Source organism: Pandoraea capi (assembly GCF_902459735.1).
Classification (GTDB): Bacteria; Pseudomonadota; Gammaproteobacteria; order Burkholderiales; family Burkholderiaceae; genus Pandoraea; species Pandoraea capi.
In genome coordinates this window covers 76,696-99,245 of sequence record NZ_CABPRV010000004.1, presented here as the reverse complement: position 1 = coordinate 99,245, position 22,550 = coordinate 76,696, and the positions used below count along the sequence as shown (strand labels likewise).

Annotated in this window: 16 protein-coding genes, 1 tRNA gene and 1 riboswitch; of the genes, 7 read left to right on the top strand and 10 right to left on the bottom strand. The window is 63.8% G+C overall.

Features of this window, described 5'->3' with window-relative positions; genetic code table 11:
- Positions 1 to 89: 89 nt before the first annotated feature.
- Both PCA20602_RS10485 and PCA20602_RS10480 read right to left on the bottom strand, forming a co-directional pair.
- Positions 90 to 1,955: an ankyrin repeat domain-containing protein gene (locus PCA20602_RS10485; protein ID WP_150721188.1), complete on the bottom strand. Its 1,866-nt coding sequence runs from the start codon at positions 1,953 to 1,955 to the stop codon at positions 90 to 92.
- Positions 1,956 to 2,133: 178 nt separating this feature from the next.
- A complete protein-coding gene (locus PCA20602_RS10480) occupies positions 2,134 to 3,306 on the bottom strand; it encodes an ankyrin repeat domain-containing protein (protein ID WP_150721187.1) in 1,173 nt (390 codons plus the stop codon).
- Positions 3,307 to 3,532: 226 nt separating this feature from the next.
- Here PCA20602_RS10480 and PCA20602_RS10475 point away from each other — a divergent pair, with 226 nt between their 5' ends.
- Positions 3,533 to 4,147 (top strand): DUF1415 domain-containing protein, encoded by a 615-nt coding sequence (locus PCA20602_RS10475; protein WP_150721389.1) that lies wholly within the window; start codon positions 3,533 to 3,535, stop codon positions 4,145 to 4,147.
- 251 nt (positions 4,148 to 4,398) lie between these two features.
- On the opposite strand, the gene PCA20602_RS10470 is transcribed toward PCA20602_RS10475, so the two are convergent.
- The 3 genes from PCA20602_RS10470 to PCA20602_RS10460 all read right to left on the bottom strand — a co-directional run bounded on the left by PCA20602_RS10470 (position 4,399) and on the right by PCA20602_RS10460 (position 7,101).
- Positions 4,399 to 4,474: transfer RNA gene (locus PCA20602_RS10470), tRNA-Thr, on the bottom strand.
- A 176-nt stretch (positions 4,475 to 4,650) separates the two neighbouring features.
- Entirely contained in the window at positions 4,651 to 5,664 is a 1,014-nt protein-coding gene (locus tag PCA20602_RS10465) for a class 1 fructose-bisphosphatase (protein WP_150721186.1), read from the bottom strand.
- Positions 5,665 to 5,817: 153 nt separating this feature from the next.
- A complete protein-coding gene (locus tag PCA20602_RS10460; protein WP_039402605.1) occupies positions 5,818 to 7,101 on the bottom strand; it encodes an aspartate carbamoyltransferase in 1,284 nt (427 codons plus the stop codon).
- 135 nt (positions 7,102 to 7,236) lie between these two features.
- On the opposite strand from PCA20602_RS10460, the gene PCA20602_RS10455 reads away from it, so the two are divergent.
- The 5 genes from PCA20602_RS10455 to PCA20602_RS10435 all read left to right on the top strand — a co-directional run bounded on the left by PCA20602_RS10455 (position 7,237) and on the right by PCA20602_RS10435 (position 13,672).
- The gene (locus tag PCA20602_RS10455; protein WP_246182119.1) at positions 7,237 to 8,217 is read left to right on the top strand and encodes a LysR family transcriptional regulator; all 981 of its coding nucleotides are present in this window, start codon (positions 7,237 to 7,239) and stop codon (positions 8,215 to 8,217) included.
- 204 nt (positions 8,218 to 8,421) lie between these two features.
- Positions 8,422 to 10,380 carry an aconitase family protein gene (locus PCA20602_RS10450; protein ID WP_150721185.1) on the top strand — a complete coding sequence of 653 codons (1,959 nt, stop codon included), beginning with the start codon at positions 8,422 to 8,424 and terminating at the stop codon, positions 10,378 to 10,380.
- 271 nt (positions 10,381 to 10,651) lie between these two features.
- Positions 10,652 to 12,091, top strand: coding sequence for an MFS transporter (locus tag PCA20602_RS10445; protein WP_425495662.1), 1,440 nt, complete (start codon positions 10,652 to 10,654; stop codon positions 12,089 to 12,091).
- A gap of 64 nt (positions 12,092 to 12,155) precedes the next feature.
- Entirely contained in the window at positions 12,156 to 12,749 is a 594-nt protein-coding gene (locus PCA20602_RS10440) for a class I SAM-dependent methyltransferase (protein WP_069344771.1), read from the top strand.
- A 326-nt stretch (positions 12,750 to 13,075) separates the two neighbouring features.
- Positions 13,076 to 13,672: a hypothetical protein gene (locus PCA20602_RS10435; RefSeq protein WP_150721184.1), complete on the top strand. Its 597-nt coding sequence runs from the start codon at positions 13,076 to 13,078 to the stop codon at positions 13,670 to 13,672.
- A 64-nt stretch (positions 13,673 to 13,736) separates the two neighbouring features.
- Here the strand turns inward: PCA20602_RS10435 and pepN are convergent, their stop codons facing one another.
- Positions 13,737 to 16,448, bottom strand: a complete 2,712-nt coding sequence (pepN, locus tag PCA20602_RS10430; protein WP_150721183.1) for an aminopeptidase N — start codon at positions 16,446 to 16,448, stop codon at positions 13,737 to 13,739.
- A gap of 224 nt (positions 16,449 to 16,672) precedes the next feature.
- On the opposite strand from pepN, the gene PCA20602_RS10425 reads away from it, so the two are divergent.
- Positions 16,673 to 17,281, top strand: a complete 609-nt coding sequence (locus PCA20602_RS10425) for a DUF4136 domain-containing protein (RefSeq protein ID WP_150721182.1) — start codon at positions 16,673 to 16,675, stop codon at positions 17,279 to 17,281.
- Between the two features lie 135 nt (positions 17,282 to 17,416).
- On the opposite strand, the gene PCA20602_RS10420 is transcribed toward PCA20602_RS10425, so the two are convergent.
- The 4 genes from PCA20602_RS10420 to PCA20602_RS10405 all read right to left on the bottom strand — a co-directional run bounded on the left by PCA20602_RS10420 (position 17,417) and on the right by PCA20602_RS10405 (position 22,527).
- Positions 17,417 to 17,974 carry a TMEM165/GDT1 family protein gene (locus tag PCA20602_RS10420; protein WP_246182118.1) on the bottom strand — a complete coding sequence of 186 codons (558 nt, stop codon included), beginning with the start codon at positions 17,972 to 17,974 and terminating at the stop codon, positions 17,417 to 17,419.
- 13 nt (positions 17,975 to 17,987) lie between these two features.
- A riboswitch (yybP-ykoY riboswitch) is annotated at positions 17,988 to 18,172 on the bottom strand.
- A 209-nt stretch (positions 18,173 to 18,381) separates the two neighbouring features.
- Positions 18,382 to 19,728, bottom strand: coding sequence for a guanine deaminase (gene guaD, locus PCA20602_RS10415; protein WP_150721180.1), 1,347 nt, complete (start codon positions 19,726 to 19,728; stop codon positions 18,382 to 18,384).
- Positions 19,729 to 19,747: 19 nt separating this feature from the next.
- On the bottom strand, positions 19,748 to 21,214 hold the full coding sequence (locus PCA20602_RS10410) for an NCS2 family permease (protein ID WP_242559225.1): 1,467 nt from the start codon (positions 21,212 to 21,214) through the stop codon (positions 19,748 to 19,750).
- A 272-nt stretch (positions 21,215 to 21,486) separates the two neighbouring features.
- Complete coding sequence (locus tag PCA20602_RS10405; RefSeq protein ID WP_150721179.1) at positions 21,487 to 22,527, bottom strand: adenosine deaminase; 1,041 nt, start codon at positions 22,525 to 22,527, stop codon at positions 21,487 to 21,489.
- Positions 22,528 to 22,550 lie beyond the last annotated feature (23 nt).

Below are 22,550 nucleotides of genomic sequence, written 5' to 3'. Positions count from 1 at the left end.
ATTCGGTCGCCGGTCCCCCAAGACTCAAATCACGACAACAACATTCAGGGGGCCGGCGGAGTGATTATAAGATGTAAATAAAATGCATGTTATAGGTCTGCGGCGGAATGTCGCAAGGGGTTCGTGGCGGTCAGTGAGGTCGCGGGCGTCTGCCGGTTTTGACGGTCTTGATGGCTGGCGCGGCCTGCGCGGCTGGCGAGCAGTGTTGCGCGCAGAAGCGGATTGCGACGGTTCTCGACCGTCTGTGCGGAGCGTTTGCGGGTTTGTGCGACGAAAGACAGCCCGGCGCGCAGGAAGCGGATACGTTCGGACGTCAGCGAGGTGATCGCCGAATGGCCTGCGTTGTTACAGACGGTCGGATCGCCGCCATAGCGCAGTGCCGTATTGAGCATGTAATCCGCGTAGATGGCGTCGCCCGGATGACGTGTGGCGACGGCCAGGAAGTGCATGAGCGTATTGCCTTCGAACTGAGGCGCGTTGCAGTCCGGCGTCAGCGCGAGCAACACTTCGGCCGCACCGCAGTACCCGCGCAATGCAAGCCACAGGATGGGCGGGGAGCCGTCCTGATGCGACTGGGCGATATCGACGCCTTGTTGCTTGAGTGTTGCGGCCAGCAACAGCAGCGAAGCATGCGGCAGTAGAGGATCTTGCCCGGCATCGCAGAGCTGTTTGGCTTCGGCCATGAGTGCAGCGCTGACGGTGGGCAACGTTCCGTTCATTTCCTCGGCCGACTTCGGTCTCGGATTGGCGATGACGTGCAAGGCCCTCTCGCGTGCCTGGAGGTTCATCTTCTGACTTAGTCGAACGTATTGCGAGAGGCTGTCCGGAAGCAGTGAGATGGCCTTGATGCCCGAATCGTTGGGCAGGTCGGGATCGCCGCCGTAACGCAGGGCGAGAATGAAGAGGAAGAAGGCCGTGAATGAATAGCCCTTGTGCTGTGTGGCCGAAGCAAGCTGATGCATTAGCGTGTTTCCGCCCCGGTTGGCCGAAGCGGTGTTGCATGTCGCACCCAGTCCGAGCAGGACCTCGGCGGCAGCACAGTAACCATTGAGCGCGAGCAGCATGATCGGCGGTGAGCCGCTGTGGGACGGCGCGGTGAGGCTGGCGCCGAGGGCATGGAGTGTCTTGCCAAGGCGGTAAAGCGATTCATGGGCAACAAGCAAATCGTGCCCCTGCGCGTGAAGGCGGTCGGCCTGCGCCGCCATGGCCGATGCGATGAGCGGCACGCCGCTTGCCGTCACCTGATTGGGGTTCGCGCCGAACTTCAGCAACGATGGCAACCATTGCCAGGCGACGTGGCCGCACAGGTGCGCGAGCGGTAACTGAACGTCGCCGGGCATCTCGGAGATGGGCACGTCGTTGGTGGTGTCCCGTCCGCAGGCGATCAGTACGCGCAAGGCCCGGGCGATCGCTGGCGGTGGTTCCGGGGCAAAGCTGCCGTTCATGATCGCATCGACGAAGAGGGTCGGGTACGCGGATGGGGATGCTGCATATCGCAACCAGAGCTGAAGTCCCTCATCGGACATCAGGAGCGTGGCGTCTTCGGGGGCGAGTCGCGCGTATCGGGAGCGGTCGATGAAGATGCCGGCGTTGTCCAGATCGGAGAGCGTACGACGCCGCTCGGGCGTGCTGAACAGCGATGCCATTGAAAAGGCCAGGCCCGCGGCATCCGCCGGATTGGCGATCAGACAGCTGTCACGTAGCTCACGGCCTGCGACGGTTGCGAGACTCATCAGCGTGTCCCAGGTGGTTTGCGACGAGCAGCGCCCGTCCCGATGCGCGGCGAGAAGGTCGTCGAGCGCGATGTCGGATAGGCGGATCTGCGTGAGGGACGCCTCGACGCGCAGCCCCGTGGCGCACGGCGCGATGGGCGGGGCGAAGCCTGACGCAGGCGTCGGGACTGGGAGCGGGGCGGGAGCCAATGGTGTTAATACGGTCAGGGGCATGGAAGGCATGAAGGCGCGGGCGGTAGTCGCCGGGAAAAAGGTGCTTGAGGCTTGAGGTGTGCGGCGGGCGGTGAGCGCGCCGCCGCGAGGGGGCATGTTCGTCATGAGCATGACGGTGCGCGGCGGCCCAGCGACGTGGTGGCATCGTGGCGTGGCGTCTGGCATGCGCTGCGACAGGCGCGCCGACTCAGCAGAGCGCCTTGATTCGCCGGAAGGCCGTTGCACGCACGGTGCCGACAAACGCATCGTCGACGCGCGCATCAAGCGGTAGCGACGTCGGCAACCATTCCCGCGCCGTATGTCCATTGCCGTTCACACGGGTGAGGTCGCCGCCGTATCGCGATGCGACGATCAGCATGTAATGCGCAAGCCTGGCGTTGTCGCTGTGTGTGGGGTCATCTTGCAGACGCGCCGCATGGGTGAGGTGGTGCATCAGCGTATTGCCGTGGGCATCGGCTGCGTTCGGATCGGCGTCTGACGCGAGCAGTGCTTCGGCGGCACCGCATAGCCCATGGAACGTGAGTAGTGCGACGGCGGGCACGCCACGCCGATTCGGCGCCATCAGATCGCCGCCATGCCGTTTGAGCAGGTTGGCCAGCGCGTGCAGCGACGCATGGGCGTGCATGACATCCTGCCCTCCGTTATGCAGACGCAGTGCTTCGGCGCGCATGGCCGCGACAGTCAGTGGCATGCCGCGCTGGTTACGTTGATTGGCATTGGCTCCGATGTCGAGCAGGCGAGCCAGCCAGTGTGGCGCGACCTGACTGCATAGATGGACGAGCGGGTTGAGCGGGGCGGTCTCGACCATGATGGACGGGGCGGCGTCGGTGTGATCGCGTGCGCTTGCCACCAGAACCCGAAGAATCTTGTCGATGCGTGTGTGGTCGTTAGCGCAGGCTGTGCCGAAGATGTCGGCGCCGTCGAAGACATTCAGATAGCCCGTGGGAGTGGCGGCGTAGCGCAGCCAGAGTCCGAGGCCTTCGTTGCTCCGTAATAGCGCTGTGTGGTCGGGGCGCAAGCTTCTGGCGGGATCGGGGGCGAGAAAGATGCCCGCGTCGGACAGTCGATCCAGGGTGCGATCGCTTTCCGGCATGGTCAGCAACGTCACCATCTCGAGAAACAATGGGCCGTTGCGCGACGCCCGATCGCAGGCGTCTCGCAATTCCCGGCCTGCACAGGTTTGCGCGTTGACAAGCGTGTTCCACATGTCCTGCGGGCGGTAGAACGGCGTGCGTTGGACGTCGAGCAATTCACTTAAAGGCATGGCGGTCAGATGTGCGCTGTCGGCCATCTGGGTCGACGCGGCTGACCCTTCGCTGGTGCTGTGGGCGCAGGTGGTGATGGGCGGGGATCCGGGCATGATGGTTAGGCGCCAGGTGGCGCGTTGCGTTGGAAAGGCCGAATGGTTGCGCATTCGCCAACGCCGCGTTTTGGCATTCACCCCCTGAAGCTATCGAGCACGGACCTGCCATCGGCAGCGAACCACGAACTACAATGCGATATTCATGAATCATCGCTATGTTTTTGGTATGCCGGAGAAAACCCATTCCCCCGCTGCGCCCGTGACCGAATCGTCAACGGCATCGATGCAGACGCAGGACAACGAGGCCGTGATCGCCGCGACGCGCCACTGGCTCACGCGCGCCGTGATCGGACTGAACCTCTGTCCGTTTGCGAAGGCGGTACACGTCAAGGATCAGATTCGTTACGTGGTGAGTGCTGCGCGGGACATGGAGGGGGCGCTACTCGATCTGGAGAGCGAGTTGCAGTGGCTGTCGCAGGCCGATCCGCTGGTCGTCGACACAACGCTGCTGATTCTGCCCGACGCCTTGCTCGACTTTCATGAGTACAACGACGCGCTGTTTTTCGCCGAACGCCTGCTCAAGCAGTTGCATCTCGAAGGCGAACTCCAGATGGCGAGCTTCCATCCGGACTACCAGTTCGAAGGCACGGCGCCGGACGACGTCGAGAACTTCACGAACCGCTCCCCGTATCCGATCCTGCATCTGCTGCGTGAGGCGAGTCTCGACCGCGCTGTGGAGGCTTTCCCCGAAGCCGAGACGATCTACGAACGCAATGAAGCGCTGATGCGCAAGATGGGCGCTGCGGGGTACCACGCGTGGATGGCGCAGCCCGCGGAGGACGAGGACGGCGCGAACGATAACGCCATCGGCGACGATGCGAATGACGGCAAGCGATGACGAAGGATCAGGCGAGGCCGGGGATAGGATAGTTTCAGGCGTGTGATACACCGAAGCGGGCATCGCTCCCATTCCAGGAGAAGGGGGAGGCACGCCGACCCGGCAGCACGGGCGAGAATGCGACACCTCTCTCCGGAACCGGATTCCCGGACGACAAAAACAAAAAAGCCGCACGACAGATTCGGGCGGCTTTTTTGCTGACTGCTTAGGACTTCGTCTTGCTTGCATCACCAAGGACTCTGACGAGTCGCTGGTGCCGGAGAGAGGAATCGAACCCCCGACCTTCTCATTACGAATGAGCTGCTCTACCGACTGAGCTACTCCGGCGCTGCGAAGAAGTGAGATATTAGCAGGTTTTCCGGATTTGTCACTACCTTTTTTCAAGATTTTTTGTGATGCTTGCGTGCATCACGCGTAAATCATTGAAATTCCAGAGATCCTGCGCTTTCATCGTCGCGAGATTTTTTGCCGTTAGGCCAGACTGCGACGACGACCTTCTCGACTTACTTCGCGCCGGCTTCGAGGTGATAGCCGGTCACGCGTTCGACCTCGTTCTTCGAGCCGAGGAACACCGCCACGCGCTCATGCAACTTCTGCGGCTGGATGTCCAGAATGCGCTGCGTGCCGTTCGTGGCGGCGCCGCCGGCCTGCTCCACGAGGAAGCTCATCGGGTTGGCTTCGTACATGATGCGCAGCTTGCCCGGCTTGTCCGGATCGCGCTTGTCGGCCGGGTACATGAACACGCCGCCGCGCGTCAGAATGCGATGCACGTCTGCCACCATCGACGCAATCCAGCGCATGTTGAAGTCCTTGCCGCGCACGCCTTCCTTGCCTTGCAGCAGCTCGCCGATGTAACGCTGCACCGGCGGATACCAGTGGCGCTCGTTCGACATGTTGATCGCGAATTCCTTGGTGTCTTCCGGAATGCGCATGCCTTCCTGCGTGAGCACCCACGATCCCATTTCGCGGTCCAGCGTGAAGCAGTTCACGCCATGTCCCGTCGTGAGCACGAGCACCGTTTGCGGACCGTACACCGCATAACCGGCCGCGACCTGTTGCGTACCCGGTTGCAGGAAGTCCTTTTCGGTCGGGTCCGTCACGCCGTCCGGGCAACGCAACACCGAGAAGATCGTGCCGATCGACACGTTAACGTCGATGTTCGACGAGCCATCGAGCGGATCGAACATCAGCAGGTATTCGCCCTGCGGGTAGCGGTTCGGAATGTGGAAGACGTCTTCCATCTCTTCCGATGCCATGGCCGCCAGATGGCCGCCCCATTCGTTCGCTTCGAGCATGATCTCGTTCGAGATCACGTCGAGCTTCTTCTGCACTTCGCCCTGCACGTTTTCGCTGCCGGCGCTGCCCAGCACGCCGCCGAGCGCGCCCTTGGACACGGCATGGCTGATGGACTTGCACGCGCGTGCGACGACTTCGATCAGCAGACGCAACTCGGCGGGAATGTTGTTGTATTCCCGCTGCTGTTCGATGAGATATTGGGTAAGGGTCTTGCGCCGCATGTGGGCCTCCGGAAAAGCGTACCGATTCGAGATGGACGCAATTTTACTCGTAAAGCGACACTGCCCCCGCGAAAAATCCTTGGGGGCAGTGCGGTATCGGACGGGCGCGGTGCGCATCTCGGAAATATCCGAGACCGTAGCCGCACGGGACGATCAGTCGAGTCCGTCGAACAGCGCGTCGTCCGGACCGATGTGCGACGGCGAGCGCCATGCGGCGTCACGCATGCTGTGCTGGACTTGCTTGTCCACGCCGAGCAGGATCGCGAAGATCGCCATACGCACCGGAATGCCGTTGTCCGTCTGACGGAAGATCGCCAGACGCGGATCATGATTCAGATCGGTCGACAGATCGTTCGCACCCGGACGGCTGTCGCGCGGCAGCGGGTGCATGATGATGGTGCGGCTGTCGCAGTACTGGTTGATCAGCGCTTCGTTGATCTGGAAGTCCGGCGTGTAGCCCTCGATCGCTTCGTCGGCGAAGCGCTCTTTCTGAATGCGCGTCGCGTAGACCACGTCGGCGCCGGCCAGATCGGCGAGCGAATTGCTCTGCACGATCACGTGGCCGTTCTGCGAAATCTGATCGAGAATGTACGTCGGCATTTCGAGCGACGGCGGCGAGATCAGCGTGAACTTCAGGCCGCGATACAGCGCGAGCAGCTTGATCAGCGAGTGCACCGTGCGGCCGTAGCGCAGGTCGCCGACCATCGCCACGTGCGCGCCGTCGACCAGCTTGCCCAGACGCGAAAACTCGCGGCCGATCGTGTACAGATCGAGAATGGCCTGGCTCGGGTGTTCGCCCGGGCCGTCGCCGCCGTTGATGACGGGGATGTTCGTGGCGCGAGCGAATTCGGCGACCGACCCCTTTTCCGGGTGGCGCACGACGAGCGCGTCGACATAGCCGCTCATCACGCGGCTCGTGTCGTAGATCGATTCGCCCTTGGCCATCGACGAGAACGTGAAGCCGGTCGTGTCGCACACCGAGCCGCCGAGGCGGCAGAAGGCGGAGCCGAAGCTCACGCGGGTGCGGGTGCTGGCTTCGAAGAACAGATTGCCGAGCACGGCGCCTTCGAGCACGCGGGAAATCTTCTGACGGCGCGCGATCGGTTGCATGATGTCGGCGACGTGGAACAATTCTTCGAGCGAGTCACGCGAGAACTGGTCGACGGAGATCAGGTGCGGCTTGCCGTCGAGGCCCATGCGTTCGCGCAACGGCTTGTGTGCGCTTTGCGTAGATTCTGCGGACGGGGCTTCGCGACCGAGGATTTCGCCGACGAATTTCTCCACGATGCTCGGCATCGTGCGATATTCGCTCGAATCCTCCGGCAGCAGCCAGGTGTCGAGGGCGCGCCGGCGAACGCCGATGCGCTCGGCGAAGGTGTCGCGGGTCATGTTCAGGCGACGCATCGCGTCGCGCAGGAAAGTCTGCTGTGCACTCATGGTCGGGTCGGCAGGTCTGTGTACGCGATGCGTATAATAGGCGTCGATTCGTTGTTTGTCCAGCAAAAGACGTGCCCCTCGCGGGGCCGCGCCAGCCGGGCGTTTCCGGCATTTCCGGTGTATTGCCGTACGGGTATGGAAAACCTTCTCCGCAAGCTTGACCTCACTTCTTTGCGTCTTTTCGTGGCTGTCTGCCAGGAGCGGAGCATGGCGCGCGCCGCCGAGCGCGAATTCATCGCGCCGTCGGCCATCAGCCGTCGCATTGCCGACATCGAAGCCATCGTCGGACTCCCCCTCATCCAGCGTCATCAGCGCGGCATTACCGTCACGCCGGTCGGCGAGACGGTGCGCCGTTATGCCGAACGTATTTTAGGCACGATCGAATCGCTGGGCGCCGAGTTGTCCCAATTTCACGAGGGCGCCCGTGGCAGCGTGCGGATTGCGGCGAACCTGTCGGCCATCGTGCAGTTCCTGCCCGAGGATCTGGCCGCCTTCGGGCGAGTGTTCTCCGCCGTGGATGTCGAACTCGACGAGCAGCACAGCAACGAAGTGCTCCAGCGCGTGGCCGAGCGGGCCGTGGATGTGGGCATCTGCAACACCGTCGAAGGGATCGAAGCCTTCACGATGGTGCCGTACCGTCGTGACCGGCTTGCGGTGATTCTGCCCGCAGGGCATCCGCTGGCCGCGCGCACCGGCGAGATTCCGTTCTCGGCCTGTGTCGGGGAGACGCTGGTGGGCCTTCAGGGCAACAGTGCACTCACGCAGATGTTGCGGCAGCAGGCGAGCGCAGCGGGAGAACAGTTGCGCATCAAGATTCGTGTGTCCAGTCTCGACGCCCTTTGCCGCATGGCGCATGCCGGGCTGGGCATCGCCATCGCGCCCGAGCAGGTCGGGCAGTTGTATGTCGGCAAGCTCGATATCGTCGTGCGTCCGCTCACCGACGAGTGGGCGCACCGGCAACTGTGGCTCGTCTTCCCCTCGCGCGAGCAACTGAGTGCGACGGCGTCTGCGGTCGTGAATTTCCTCGCCCAGGGACAGCAGGGACAGCAAGGTCAGGCACACGGCGCGCCCGACGCTCCCCGCGCGCCTGCCTCGCCTCGTCCGGCCGACGGCTGAGCCATCCCCGCGTGCCTGCCCCGCCTCGTCCGGCCGACGGCCGAGCCATCCCCGCGCGCGGGCGGCGCACGGCAACGTCCTGAGCGCGTGCCTCGCGCACATGCCTTCACGTCCGCCCTTCGCAATCGATCACGCCCGGCTTGCCGAGACGGCACGGCAGGGCGATGACGCGGCCGCTATGCTGTCTTCCGGAGGTAATGCCGCATGGAAGACACCATTCGTTTCGACGGCCGCGTGCTGTTTCTGTCCGACGACCCGGCCATCGTGCGCCGTCAGTTGTCGGGCGAGTCCATCGCGCGTGCGCAAGCCGGTGCGCTGCGCGACAACGTTTCGACGGATGAAATCACGCCGGTGACCGTCATGCTCACGTATGACGAGCGACTTGGCCGCTACCCCTACGTTGGTTTCAAAGCGGGAAACGAGATGCCCATCGGCGAGCACGACGTGCGTCGCGGTGGCTTTCAGGTCACCGTAGCGGGCAAGCGATATGGCAAGGGATCGTCGCGTGAATCGAGCCCGCTCGCGGAGTTGTCGGCGGGCATCCGGCTGATCGTCGCCGAGAGCTTCGAGCGCATCTATCAGCAGAACTGCGACAACATCGGCATTCTGACGACGACCGACTTCGGTGTGCTCGACCGTATTCTTGCCGGCGAGTCCATTCCGATCACCGAATTTCTCAAGGGGCGCGACGCCCTCACGCAGCAAATCATCCGCAGCGGCGGTCTGCTCGCCTACAGCAAGTTCGCCGAGTGGCCTGCACCGTTGGCCCCCGTCGAGGCAGCCGATGCCACGCCCCGTACGCTCGTCGAGAAGATCATGGCGCGGCGTCTGCATCCTGCCACGCCGGGCACAGCGCATGGCGACGGCGTATTCCTGCGTGTCGACTGGCGCTTCTCGCACGATTACTTCACCGGGATGTGCGCTCATCTGATGCATCGCGCGTTCGGCGAGCCGGCGGCGCTGCATGATCCCGCCCGCATCATCGCGTTTCAGGACCATCTGGTGCTCGCGGCGCAGAGCTTTCCGCACGTCTCGCATGGCTTGTTGCCGGGCGTGGCCAATCTGACGAGCGGCCATCGCGAATTCGTCGCGCGCTATCCCGTGCTGGCGCATGGGCAACTGACGCAGGACGGTGAGCCGGGCGCGGCCGGTGCCGACGGCATCTGCCACGCACTGATGGCCGAGCGCTATGCGTTACCGGGGCAGATCGTGATCGGCACCGACTCGCACACGCCGCACGCGGGCGCGCTGGGCTGCCTCGCGTTCGGCGCGGGCGCCACGGACATCGCGAACAGTTGGGTGACGGGCTACGTGCGCTGCAAGGTGCCGCAGACGCTGCGCATCGAGGTCGACGGCCGACTCGCGCCGGGCGTCACCGCCAAGGACGTCGTGCTGCATCTGCTGCGTCTCGACGCGATTCGCAGCGGCGACGCCATCGGCCTCGTCTTCGAATATGCGGGCAGCGCCGTGCGGGCCATGTCGGTCGACGAGCGCGCCACGCTGACCAATATGGTGGCGGAGTTGGGCGGCTTCACCGGCATCGTCGAACCCGACGAGAAGACGGTGGCGTTCCTCAAGGCGCGGCGCGGCATCGATTTCGCGCTGGAACCGTGGATGACGAGCGACCCCGGCGCGCGCTATCGCGACGTGATTCGCGTCGACGCCGCGTCGCTCACGCCCATGCTGGCGCGTCCCGGCGATCCGGGCAACGGCGTTGCGCTCGCGGAGCTCGACGCGCCGGTGGCCATCGACATTGCCTACGGCGGTTCCTGCACGGCGGGCAAGCGCGACGACTTCGACGCCTATCACGACGTGCTCGCCTGGGGCGTCGCGAAGGGCCTTCGTGTTGCGCAAGGCCGCTCGCTGTTCCTGCAATTCGGCACGATGGACGTGCATGCCTACTGCGAGGCGCAGGGGTATCTGAAGACGTTCGAGGCGGCGGGCGTCACGCTCATCTCGCCGGGATGCGGCGCATGCGCGAACTGCGGGCCGGGACAATCGACGTCGGCCGATCAGGTCACGATCAGCGCCATCAACCGCAATTTCCCCGGACGCTCGGGGCCGGGCAGTGTGTGGCTCGCGAGTCCTTACACGGTCGCGGCGAGCGCGCTTGCCGGGCGCATCGTCAGCTTCGATGAATTGAAGGCGACGGTGGCGTCGTAGCGCAGCATCGGGTTTCGACAGGCGCGACGCATGCCGCCGGTCCCGTGCAATCCGTGAGGATGTGCTGCCGGTCGCGAGTGTTGTGGCGCACTGTGCTGTTGTTGGTGAACATCGCAATTTTTCGTAGTACGTGGCAAAGGTGACTGGCGCGGCGCTATTCGTGGCACAATTTCGGCCTCGCGCCTGTCGATTCATGGTGTATCCGACGTCCGGAGAGACGTCGGTCAGTGAGCAGTTCGGCCATGACCGAACAGGCCCGGAGACGATTTTCATGCCATCCCCCGACGTATCGATGCCTTCCATGCCCCACGCCGCGCAAGCAACGACTGCGGCCACCCGCCTCACCGCAGGCGACATTTCCGCCCGACTCGACCGATTGCCCCCCACCCGCACTGTCTGGAAGCTGGTGGTGTTGCTCAGTCTCGGTTTCTTCTTCGAACTCTACGATCTGCTCTATACCGGCTACATTGCGCCGGGCCTCGTGAAGAGCGGCATTCTGACGCCCACGACGCCGGGCCTGTTCGGCACCACCGGCGTGGCGAGTTTCATCGCCGCGCTATTCTCGGGGCTGTTCATCGGCACCATCGCGTGCGGTTTTCTCGCCGATCGTTTCGGACGCCGCGCCGTGTTCACGGGCTCGCTGCTCTGGTACACGGTCGCCAACGTCATCATGGCGTTTCAGGAGACGGCCACGGGCGTGAACTTCTGGCGCTTCGTCGTGGGGCTGGGCATCGGTGTCGAACTCGTGACGATCGGCACGTACATTGCCGAACTCGTCCCGAAGCAGATTCGCGGCCGTGCGTTCGCGTGCGAGCAGGCGGTCGGCTTCACGGCGGTGCCGGTTGTCGCGTTGCTCTCCTACTGGCTCGTGCCTCGTGAGTTGTTCGGTCTGGAAGGCTGGCGCTGGGTCGTGCTCATCGGTGCACACGGCGCTGTGTTCGTCTGGTGGATTCGCCGCGCGTTGCCGGAAAGCCCGCGCTGGCTCGCCCAGAAGGGGCGTCTCGACGAAGCCGAGCGCGTACTCTCGGCGCTCGAAGCGAGTGTCGAGCGCGAATACGGCAAGCCGCTGCCGCCGCCGGGCGCGCCCGAGCCGGTCGCACCCAAGAGCGCATTTCGCGACATGTGGGTGCCGCCGTATCGCAAGCGCGCGATCATGATGATTCTCTTCAACATCTTCCAGACGGTGGGCTTTTACGGCTTCGCCAACTGGGTGCCGACGCTGCTCATCAAGCAGGGCATCACGGTGACGACGAGTCTCGCCTATTCGAGCGTGATTGCGCTCGCGGCGCCGGTCGGGCCGCTGATCGGGCTGTGGATGGCCGACAAGGTCGAGCGCAAGCACGCCATCGTGTGGACAGCCGGTATCGGCATCGTGTGCGGGATGGTGTTCTCGCAAGTCACCTCGTCGGTCCTGTTGATTGCGATGGGTATCGGTCTCACGCTCGCGAACAACATCATGTCGTACAGCTATCACGCCTATCAGACGGAACTGTTCCCCACGGGCATTCGTGCGCGCGCGGTGGGCTTCGTCTATTCGTGGAGCCGCTTCTCGGCCATTTTCACGGCGTTTCTGATTGCATCGGTATTGCGCAATTTCGGCGTGACGGGCGTGTTCGCCTTCATCTCGTGCGCCATGCTGATCGTGATGCTCTCCATCGGTCTGATGGGGCCGCGCACCCGGGATATCGCGCTCGAGAAGATTTCGCAATAGTTGGTTAAGCTGGAGACTTGCGAAAGCTTTCGAGGGCTTTCGAGCCCTCCCGGAGATTCCCATCATGGCGGACTTGCAGACTGAAGCGGCCTATGAGGCCAATGCCCGGCGTTATGGCGAGGAGTGGCTCAACCAGCCGCCGCCCGACGACATGTACGCATTGCTCGTGCGGCATTTCGTCCCGGGCGGGCGGACCATCGATGTTGGGTGCGGTAACGGGCGCGACGCCGCGTGGCTCTCGCAAGAGGGGTTCGACGTCACCGGTTACGACGCATCGCCCGCACTGGTGGCACTGGCGCGCGAATCCTTCCCCTGGGTGACGTTTCACCTCGACCGCTTGCCGATGCTCGACACCGTAATGGCGCAGTTCGACAACGTGCTGTGCGAGACGGTGCTGATGCATCTGCCCGCCGACGAAGTCGCGCAGGCCGCGGACCGCCTCTGGACGCTCGTGCGCCCGGGCGGCGTGCTGTACGTGTCGTGGCGCGTGACCGAGGGCGCCGATCACCGGCACGAAGATGGTCGTCTCTACAGCGCCTTCGAGCCAGCCGTCGTGCGCGCCGCGTTGCATGACGGCATTGTGTTGCACGAAGAAGACGTCACAAGTGCCAGCTCCGGCAAGCGCGTGTGCCGGATCATCGTGCGACGGCCTGCCTGACGAGCGCTGCCCGGTCGACGTCATTCGCCATCCCGGGCCAGACCGGGCGGGCGCGGATGGCTGAATCACTCCCCGATACGGACACGCATCGGCGGCGCTTTTCATCATGGACGCAGCATTCGGGACGGCGCACCTGTCAGGGTTGACAGGTGCGCAAATGCATTTGGTTGACTAGACTCCGCTGCAAATAGCACGCACACGATCAATCACAAGCAAGCGGCGTGCCTTATGCGAGTTGCGATGCAGTGGTGGGAGCATTGGCAAGGCGGGAAAGCGCGCTCGCGGCAACGACTCAGGTTTGTAGAGCAGAAGTCGGGAGGTAGCGCATGGAAGAGTTCGTTCTACTTTCGCGCGGTGATCTCGTGCCGCCAGTTTCCGTCGACACTCGTTATCCACGCGTCACGATCGATGAGCAGGGCGCACCGGAACGCGGGGCGTTGCATTACGACGGGTGTATGCGCGCGTGGTGCTACGACGGCGAGGAGAAGAAGCGTTTTTTGCCCGTCGACGTCAAGCTCGAAGCGATCGACGGCTCACCGTTCTGGTGGAGCGTGCGCGGGGAAGTCCGTTCGCCCGTCGCGTCTCATGCCGCCTTCGACGAGGCGCTGCGCCTGACATTTCGCTCAAGTCTGCTCAACGGGACTTACGAGGTGGAGAGCCCGCCGGATGCGCGCGTCATGATGATCTATCAACTGACGTTTCGCGATCCGCCGCACTATCCGGGGCAGGACGTGCATCTGACCATCAGCGCCATGAGCGGCAAGGTCACGCTGTGCAACGATCCCGTAAACCACCTGATGGCAGGGGCGTTCGACGAGGTTGTCATTCCGGTGCCGGCGCTGCGGCCGTTGATTGGCGTCGGGCCGCGCTGGCCCTACAAGCTTTACGTCAGATGCGGATACTTCGAAGTCATGCAGCCGTGAAGATGGGTGTCGTCACGGCTGCATGACCGGCTCTCCGGAAAGCGGCGGGTCTGACGATCTGCGATCAGGCGAGCGCCTTCTCGACGATCTCGCGCACGTCCTTTGACAGTGCCGTGTGCTTCGCCACTTGCTCCAGCGCTTCACGCATGCGCTCGCGCAGCGCCGGCGTGTACTTGCGCCAGCGATCGAGCACGCGTGCCAGACGCGCCGCGACTTGCGGATTGAGCGCGTCGAGCGTGAGGACCTGCTCGGCCCAGAACTGGTAACCCGAGCCGTCTGCGGCGTGGAACTGCGCGGGATTGCCGCTACAGAAGCTGAAAATCAGCGAGCGCGCGCGATTCGGGTTCTTCAGCGTGAATGCCGGATGACGCATCAGCGCGCGTACCGCATCGATCACGCAATGGCTGCCGTCACCGCGTTGCATCGCTTGCAGGGCAAACCACTTGTCGATGGCGAGCGGCTCGTTCTCGAAGCGCTGATAGAAGTCGACCAGCGCATCGGCGGCATGATTCTGACCGTGCGCCGCATCGCCTTCACGCGCTGCGCCGCCACGCTGCACGAGCGCCGTGAGCGCTGCGAAACGGTCGGTCATGTTGTCGGCGGTGTCGTATTGCGTATGCGCCGTTTGTGCGATGCCGGCGTCAGACAACTCCATCAGGTACGACAGGGCAAGGTTCTTCAGCGCCCGCTCGCCGCTCGATGCGGCGTCCGGCTGGTACGGGCCCGGCACGCGATGGTTGTGATATGCCGCGAGCCACTCGGTGTGCAACGACGCCGCCAGACGCTGGCGCAGATATTGACGTGCGGCATGAATCGCCGCCGGGTCGATCTCCGTCGTCTGTTCGCCGAGATACGACTCAGCCGGCAGCGTGAGCGCCTGCGCACGGAAGGCCGGATCGAGCGTTTCGTCGCGCAGCACTTGCCGGAAAGCTTCGAGCACGTAGCTGTCCACGCTCGGCAACTGGCCCATCTGAATCGATTCGACGAGCGCGAGCAACTGACGCGTGGCCAGTCGCTGACCTGCCTCCCAGCGGTTGAACGGGTCGCTGTCGTGCGCCATCAGGAAGGCGAGTTCGTCGATGGTGTATTCGTGTTCGACGATGACCGGTGCCGAGAAGCCGCGCAGCAGCGAGGGCATGGGCGAGTGCTCCACGTCGACGAAGGTGAAGCTCTGACGCTCCTGCGTGAAGTCGAGCACGCGCGTGGTCGACGCCGGTGCGTCGGCGGCTTCGCCTTGCAGGCGCAGCACCATGTCGCGTCCGTCGCGATCGAGCAGGCCGACAGCGAACGGAATATGGAACGGTTGCTTGACGAGCGTTTCGTCCTGTAATTCGACGCCGACCTTCGGGCAGCGCTGCGTGAGCGTGAGCGTGTAGGTGCGCGCCGATTCGTCGTATGCGGCATCGACCGTCACACGCGGGGTGCCGGCCTGGCTGTACCAGCGGCCAAACTGCGTGAGGTCGCGACCGTTGGCGTCTGCCATGGCGGCGCGGAAGTCATCGCAGGTCACGGCCTGACCGTCATGGCGCTCGAAATACAGGTCCATGCCGCGACGGAAGCCGTCCCGGCCGAGCAGCGTCTGATACATGCGCACGACTTCGGCGCCTTTCTCGTAGACGGTGACCGTATAGAAGTTGTTGATTTCGACGTAGCTCTCGGGGCGCACCGGATGCGCCATCGGACCGGCGTCTTCAGGGAACTGCGCCTGACGCAGCACGCGCACGTCGTCGATGCGCTTGACGGCGCGGCCCGACTCGGAGCCCATCATGTCGGCGGAGAATTCCTGATCACGGAACACCGTCAGGCCTTCCTTCAGGCTCAACTGGAACCAGTCGCGGCAGGTCACGCGGTTGCCGGTCCAGTTGTGGAAGTACTCGTGGCCCACGACCGCTTCGATGTTGCCGAAGTCGTCGTCGGTGGCCGTGGCGGCATCCGCCAGCACGTACTTCGTGTTGAAGATGTTCAGGCCCTTGTTCTCCATCGCGCCCATGTTGAAGTCGCTCACGGCGACGATCATGAAGCGATCGAGATCGAGCACGCGGCCGAAGCGCTCCTCGTCCCAGCGGATCGAGTTGATGAGCGAGTGCATGGCATGCTCGGTCTTCTCCAGATCCTGCGGCTGCACCCACACCTGAAGCAGCTTCTCGCGGCCGTCGCCGGCCACGATGCGTTCTTCACGGCACACCAGACGGCCCGCAACGAGCGCGAACAGATAGCTGGGCTTCTTGAACGGGTCGTCCCACACGGCGAAATGGCGACCGTCGGGCAGGTCGCCCTTGTCGATCAGATTGCCGTTGGCCAGCAGCACCGGATACGCTTCGCGCTCGGCGCGCAGCGTGACGGTGTACGTCGCCATGACATCGGGACGATCAAGGAAGTAGGTGATCTTGCGAAAGCCTTCGGCCTCGCACTGGGTGAAGAAGTTGCCGCCGGAGACGTACAGCCCCATGAGCGACGTGTTCTCCTGCGGGCGGCAGCGGGTCACGAGCGTGAGCTCGAACGCTTGCGGCGGCGCCTGCACGGTGAGCGTCTCGTCGCCGGTGCGGTAGCCGGACCACGGCTTGCCGTCGATTTCGAGGCTGACCAGTTGCAGCCCTTGCCCCACGAGTTCAAGGTCGCCGCCTGCGCCGACCGGGTTGCGGTGCAAGCGCAATCGGCTGGTCACGGTGGTCACATCGGGGGCGAGATCGAAGTCGAGTTGGACGGTGTCGATTAGATACGCTGGCGGCGTATAGTCGGAACGTTGGATGACACCTGCGAGGTCGGTTCTGAGCATGGACGGTAATGTGCGGACGGCCAAGGATTCACAAATTGTAACGGAGTGGCGCAACCTTGGCGTCCAAGCCCCAAATTTGCTGAATTTTCGTTCAACGCTTCCGTCAAATGACTCGGATGTGCGCGAGGCGCCGTCCTATGCTTAAATCGTCGCAGGTTACCGGCCATGGAAGGGCATTTGCCGCACGCCCGGCCGGTCTTGGATTAACTCGGGAGCTGTGAATCATGTGGAAACGATGGGGAATGGCGACGTTGGCCGTCGCCAGCGTCTTGCTGTCCGGATGCGCCAGCACGGTCACCAGTCAGGTCACCGCGTTCGGCGATTCGCCGGGTTTCGACGGGCCGCGCACTTACGCGCTCACGCGCACGCCCGAGCAGCAGAACAATCAGGAACACGCCACCTACGAGCAGTGGTTGCGCACGCGTCTGTCGGGGGATGGTTTCAGTGAGCAAAGTGCGTCGAGTGCGCACTATCTGGTCGGCATGACCTACGGTATTCAGCAGCAGGTGATGCGCGTGACGGAACCGGCCTACGATCCGATGTTCGCGCCCGGCCCCTGGGGGCCGTGGGGACGTCCGTGGGGCTGGTACGGCTATCCCTACGGGGCGCCGCCTGCCTATGTCCAGCGCGATTATCCCTACGCGCTTGCCGGTTTGCAGTTGCGTTTCACCGACCGCGCCAGCGGCAAGGAGGTGTACCGCGTGCAGGCCGATACGAGCGACGCCGGCACCTCGATGGCTTCCGCGATGCCTTTCCTGATCGACGCGGCACTCAAGCAGTTGCCGTTCCCGAGCGGACGCACGGTCAGCGTGCAGCAGCAGGTCGGGAAGTAAGACGGCATGCGCCGGCGGTGACGTCAGCCGACACCCGGCGGCGGAACCCCCGGCAACGGATCCGGGCAATGCAACAAAAGCGCCGGAGTCAATGCCCGCGTCTGACGACGCATGGCCTGGCTCCGGCGTTTTGCATTACTGCATCAGCGTAATCACGCCGAGCACCAGGAAGATGATGGCGGCCACGGCGTGCACCGCGCGCGTGGGCAGACGTCCCGAGAACTTGTGACCGACGAGCACGGCGGGCACGTTGGCGAGCATCATGCCGAGCGTCGTGCCGGCCACCACGCCGAAGAAATCCTGATAGCGCGCCGCGAGCATGACCGTGGCGATCTGCGTCTTGTCGCCCATCTCGGCAATGAAGAACGTGATGACGGTCGACACGAACACCCCGAACTTGCGGCGGGTGTTGGATTCCTCGTCATCGAGCTTGTCGGGCACGAGAATCCAGATCGCCATGCCGATGAACGATGCGACGACCGCCCATTTCATGATGGCGGGGCTGATCGCGCTCGACAGCCATTCCCCGACAGCGCCGGCGAAGCCGTGGTTCACGAGCGTGGCGACGAAAATGCCGAGAATGATCGGTACGGGCTTCTTGAAGCGCGCGGCGAGCACGAGGGACAGCAGTTGGGTTTTATCGCCGATTTCGGCAAGCGCGACCACACCGGTCGATACGAGGAATGGGGACACCTTATTTTTCTCCGCCGGGCCGTGTAATTGCGAGCCAATGACAATGCATCCCGGCCCGGGTGGCGGAAGCATCGTCATCGGTCTCGCCAGGCCCGAGGGCTGCGCACGCCATAGCCGGAACCGGCCAAGTTTGTTGACGTACGCCCCTGCCGAAGACAGATGTCTATGACAGGGCGGCTACTCCCCAATGAATCGGGGCGGATTATAGCATCCGCTCGTTGATGTGCAAAATGCAAAAAAAGGGCGGCCGAAGCCGCCCAAGGAGATCCCCGGCCGCATGCCCCTTGCGCGCGGCCGGCGACTGCGGGGAAACGTTCGCCGCGCCAAGGCAGCGGCGGCTGTTTCCTCGCAAAGACAGCTGTCGTGTCGTCATCCCTACGCCCGGCAACGAGGCGTCATCTCACTGCTCAGTGCGCCGCGCGGCGATGCACCGGCTTGCCTGCCGCGTAGGTCGTGGCGATGGCACGGTCGTCGCCCAGCATCGCGAACGCGAAGAGCAGCTCCTCCAGCGATTCAGCCAGTGCGGTACGACGCGCGAGCAGCGGCGTGGCCTTCGGATCGAGCACCACGAAGTCGGCTTCTGCGCCCACGGCCAGCGTGCCGATCGTGCCGTGCAGGTCCAGCGCGTGCGCCGCGCCCTCGGTGGCGAGATAGAACATGCGTTCGGCGCAGAGGTGATAACCCGACAGACGCGCCACCTTGTGCGCCTCGTTCATCGTCTGCAACATCGAGAAGGTCGAGCCGCCGCCAACGTCCGTGGCGAGCGTGACCGGCATGCGCGTCGCTTCGGCGGCGGCGAAGTCGAACAGCCCGCTGCCGAGGAACTGGTTCGATGTGGGGCAATGCGCGGCGACGGTGCCCGTCTCGAACATGCGTCGGCGATCGTGCTCGTCGAGCCAGATGCAGTGCCCGTACACGGCGCGCTTGCGCAGCAGCTTGTAATGGTCGTAGACGTCGAGATAGCTGCGATGCCCCGGAAACAGCGAGCGCACCCATTCGACCTCGTCGGTGTTCTCCGCAACGTGGCTCTGGATGAACACGTCCTGATACTGCTCGGCGAGTTCGCCGCACACGCCGAGCTGGGCTTCGGTCGACGTCGGTGCGAAGCGCGGCGTGAGCGCGTAGAGCTGACGTCCCTTGTTATGCCAGCGCTGGATCAGCGTCTCGCTGTCGCGCGCGCCGCTCTCGGCCGTGTCGCGCAGGAAGTCCGGGCAGTTGCGATCCATCATCACCTTGCCCGCGATCATGCGCAGATTGCGCGAGTCGCTTTCCTTGAAGAAGGCATCGGCCGAACCCGGGTGCACGGTGCAGTACACCAGCGCGCTCGTGGTGCCGCCGCGCAGCAGTTCGTCGAGGAAGAACTGGGCGACGTCGGCCGCGTATTCCGGGTTCTCGAAGCGGCGCTCGGTCGGGAACGTGTACTTCTCCAGCCACGGCAGCAGGCCCGGCGCGGGCGACGCGATCATATCCGTTTGCGGATAGTGGATGTGCGTGTCGATGAAGCCCGGGGTGATGACCTTGCCGCGCAGGTCTTCGATGGGCGTGCCCGCCGGGAGCGTCGGCGCCACCTTGGCATAGTCGCCTACGGCGGTGATGCGGCCGTTGGCGAACGCGACGATGCCGTCCGTGTGATGCACGGTGCCGGGCGTGCCGTCGAGATAGGCGCGCGCGGGATCGTGGGTGAAGTAGACCAGTTGGGCACGCACGGCGCGAAGCTCGCCGGCGGCCGTCGTGGTGGGGTTTGCGGTGGACATGAGTGGGGTCCTTCTGTCTTTACATTTGCGTGAGCAGCAGCACGGCCAGCGCTGCCACGACCCACATCGCGGGCTTGATCTCCTTCACGCGTCCCGTGAACAGCTTGAGAACGACGAAGGCGAGGAAGCTGTAGGCGATGCCGTCGGTGATCGAATACGAAATCGGAATCATCACGAGCGCGATGAAACTCGGGATGGCTTCATCCATGCGATGCCACTCGATGCGCGCGACCGACTCCATCATAAACACACCGACGAGGATCAGCGCCGGGGCGGTAGCGATGGCCGGCACGAGCGAGAGCATCGGCGAGAGGAACAGGAACGGCAGGAACAGCAACGCGCACACCACGGCGGTCAGGCCGGTGCGGCCGCCCTGGGCGATACCGGCAGCCGATTCTATGTAGGCGTTCGCCGGGCTCGTGCCGAGCGGGCCGGAGATGAGCACCGAGAACGAGTCGACGATCATCGCCTGACGCATGTTGCGCGGATTGCCGTCGCGATCCTTCATGTTGCCGGCTTCGGCAATGCTCATGAAGGTCGAGAGGGTATCAAAGAACGCCGTGAAGAGCATCACGAAGATGAACGGCAGGTAAGCCACCTTGAGCGCGCCCATCAGATCCAGTTGACCGATGCCCGAGAAGTCCGGCGCGGCGAAGAATCCCTGGAAGTTCACCAGCGTGGCCGTGGCGATTTCCTTGGGGAAGTAGCCGCTGCCGTCGCCCCAGAGACGCCCGATGGGCACGGCCATGAGCGTGGTGACGACGATACCGATCATCAGCGCGCCGTTCACGCGACGTGCGACGAGCACGGTCGTGAGCGCAAGCCCGATAAGGAACGTGACAGTCGGCGGCGACAGATGCGCGAGACGCACGACCGTGACCGGATCGCTCACCACGAGCTTGGCGTTGACCAGTCCGATCACGGTGATGAACAGCCCGATGCCGCACGAGATGGCGTAACGCAGGTTCGCGGGAATCGCTTCGACGACGAAGCGTCGCACGTTCAGCGCGGCGAGCAAGGCGAACAGAATGCCCGACCAGAACACGCAGCCCAGTGCGGTCTGCCACGGCATGCCGACGCCATGCACCATCGTGAACGCAAACAGCGCGTTCAGACCCATGCCCGGCGCGACGAGCACCGGATTGCGCGCGTACAGCCCCATCGCGCAACTGCCGAAGAAGCTGATGAGCACCGTGGCGGTCAGTGCCGCCGGGAAGGCCATGCCGGTCTTGGACAGGATGGCCGGATTCACGACGATGATGTACATCGCCGCGAGGAAAGTCGTGATACCCGCTATCACTTCGGTGCGGAACGTGGAGCCGAGCGCCGTGATACCGAAATAACGATCGAGTGGGGATGCCGGTTGCGCGCCCGCCACGCGCGTGCCGTCGTTCGTCGCAGTCGTTGCCGCCGGCGCCTTGTCGATGGCGGCATCGAGTGCGACGTCAAGCGTATGACTCGCCGGGGGGCTGAGCGATGAGTCCATGGGGTGTTGTCTCCGATATGTTCTATGTGGAGTGCGCCTCGCGCCGGGGGTGTGGGGGCACCTTTGGCACGTATCAGGGCACGCTCGAAAAATAGCATCGGGCCCCGGTGAAAATATTCCTCATGCGGAATGTTCCACATCATCGGCAGGTAATGTGGCGACGCGCGCGGTGCGGCCATTACGGCTATTACGACCATTACGGATCGCGCGCACTTAAAAAAACGCCCGAATGATTCGGGCGTTTGACTGGCGGAATGGTTAGCGGTGGCGGTTTATGCCGTGTGCGCTGCGCGGAATTGCTCAAGTTCACCGACCAGACGGCGCTTCTCGCTGTCATCGATGAACGAGGCTTCGAAGCTATTCCTTGCCATCGTGTAAGCGTCGTCGAGCGTCATGTCGAGGGCGTCGAACGTCGCGAGGAAGTTCTCGTTCAGATAGCCGCCGAAGTAGGCCGGGTCGTCCGAGTTGATCGTCACTGCCAGACCGCGTTTGAGCAACTGATGCAGCGTGTGCTGTCCCATGTCGTCGAACACTTTGAGACGCACGTTCGACAGCGGGCACACCGTCAGCGCGATTTTCTCGCGCGCGAGGCGATCCAGCAGCGCCTCGTCTTCGATGGCGCGCACGCCGTGATCGACGCGCTCCACGCGCAGCATGTCGAGCGCTTCGTGAATGTACTCGGGCGGGCCTTCTTCACCGGCGTGCGCCACGATGCGCAGGCCGAGCGCGCGGCAGCGCTCGAACACCCGCGCGAACTTGTTGGGCGGATGCCCCTGTTCCGACGAGTCGAGCCCCACGCCCACGAGACGATGCCCGTGGCTGTTGAAATACGGCAGCGCCGTTTCCAGCGTTTGCAGGGCGTCTTCCTCGGGAAGATGGCGCAGGAAGCACAGGATCAGACGGCTCGTAATGCCATGCTGTGCTTCGGCTTCGGCGAGCGCGCGTTCGATGCCGTTGACGACTGTGGCCATCGATACGCCGCGCGAGGTGTGCGTCTGCGGATCGAAGAAGATTTCCGTGTGGCGGATGTTGTCGGCGGCAGCGCGCGTCATGTAGGCGCGCGTCATGTCGTAGAAATCATCTTCGGTGAGCAGCACGCTTGCGCCCGCGTAGTAGATGTCCAGGAACGACTGGAGATCGGTGAAGGCGTAGGCGTCGCGCAGGGCTTCCACGCTGGGATAGGGCAGCGTGACGCCATTGCGCCCGGCGAGGCGGAAGATCAGTTCGGGCTCCAGCGTGCCCTCGATGTGCAGATGCAGCTCCGCCTTGGGCATGGCGCAAAGGGTCTTGGCGAGTTCTGGCGTGAGTGGCATGGGGTGTCTTGTGTGAGGGGGAT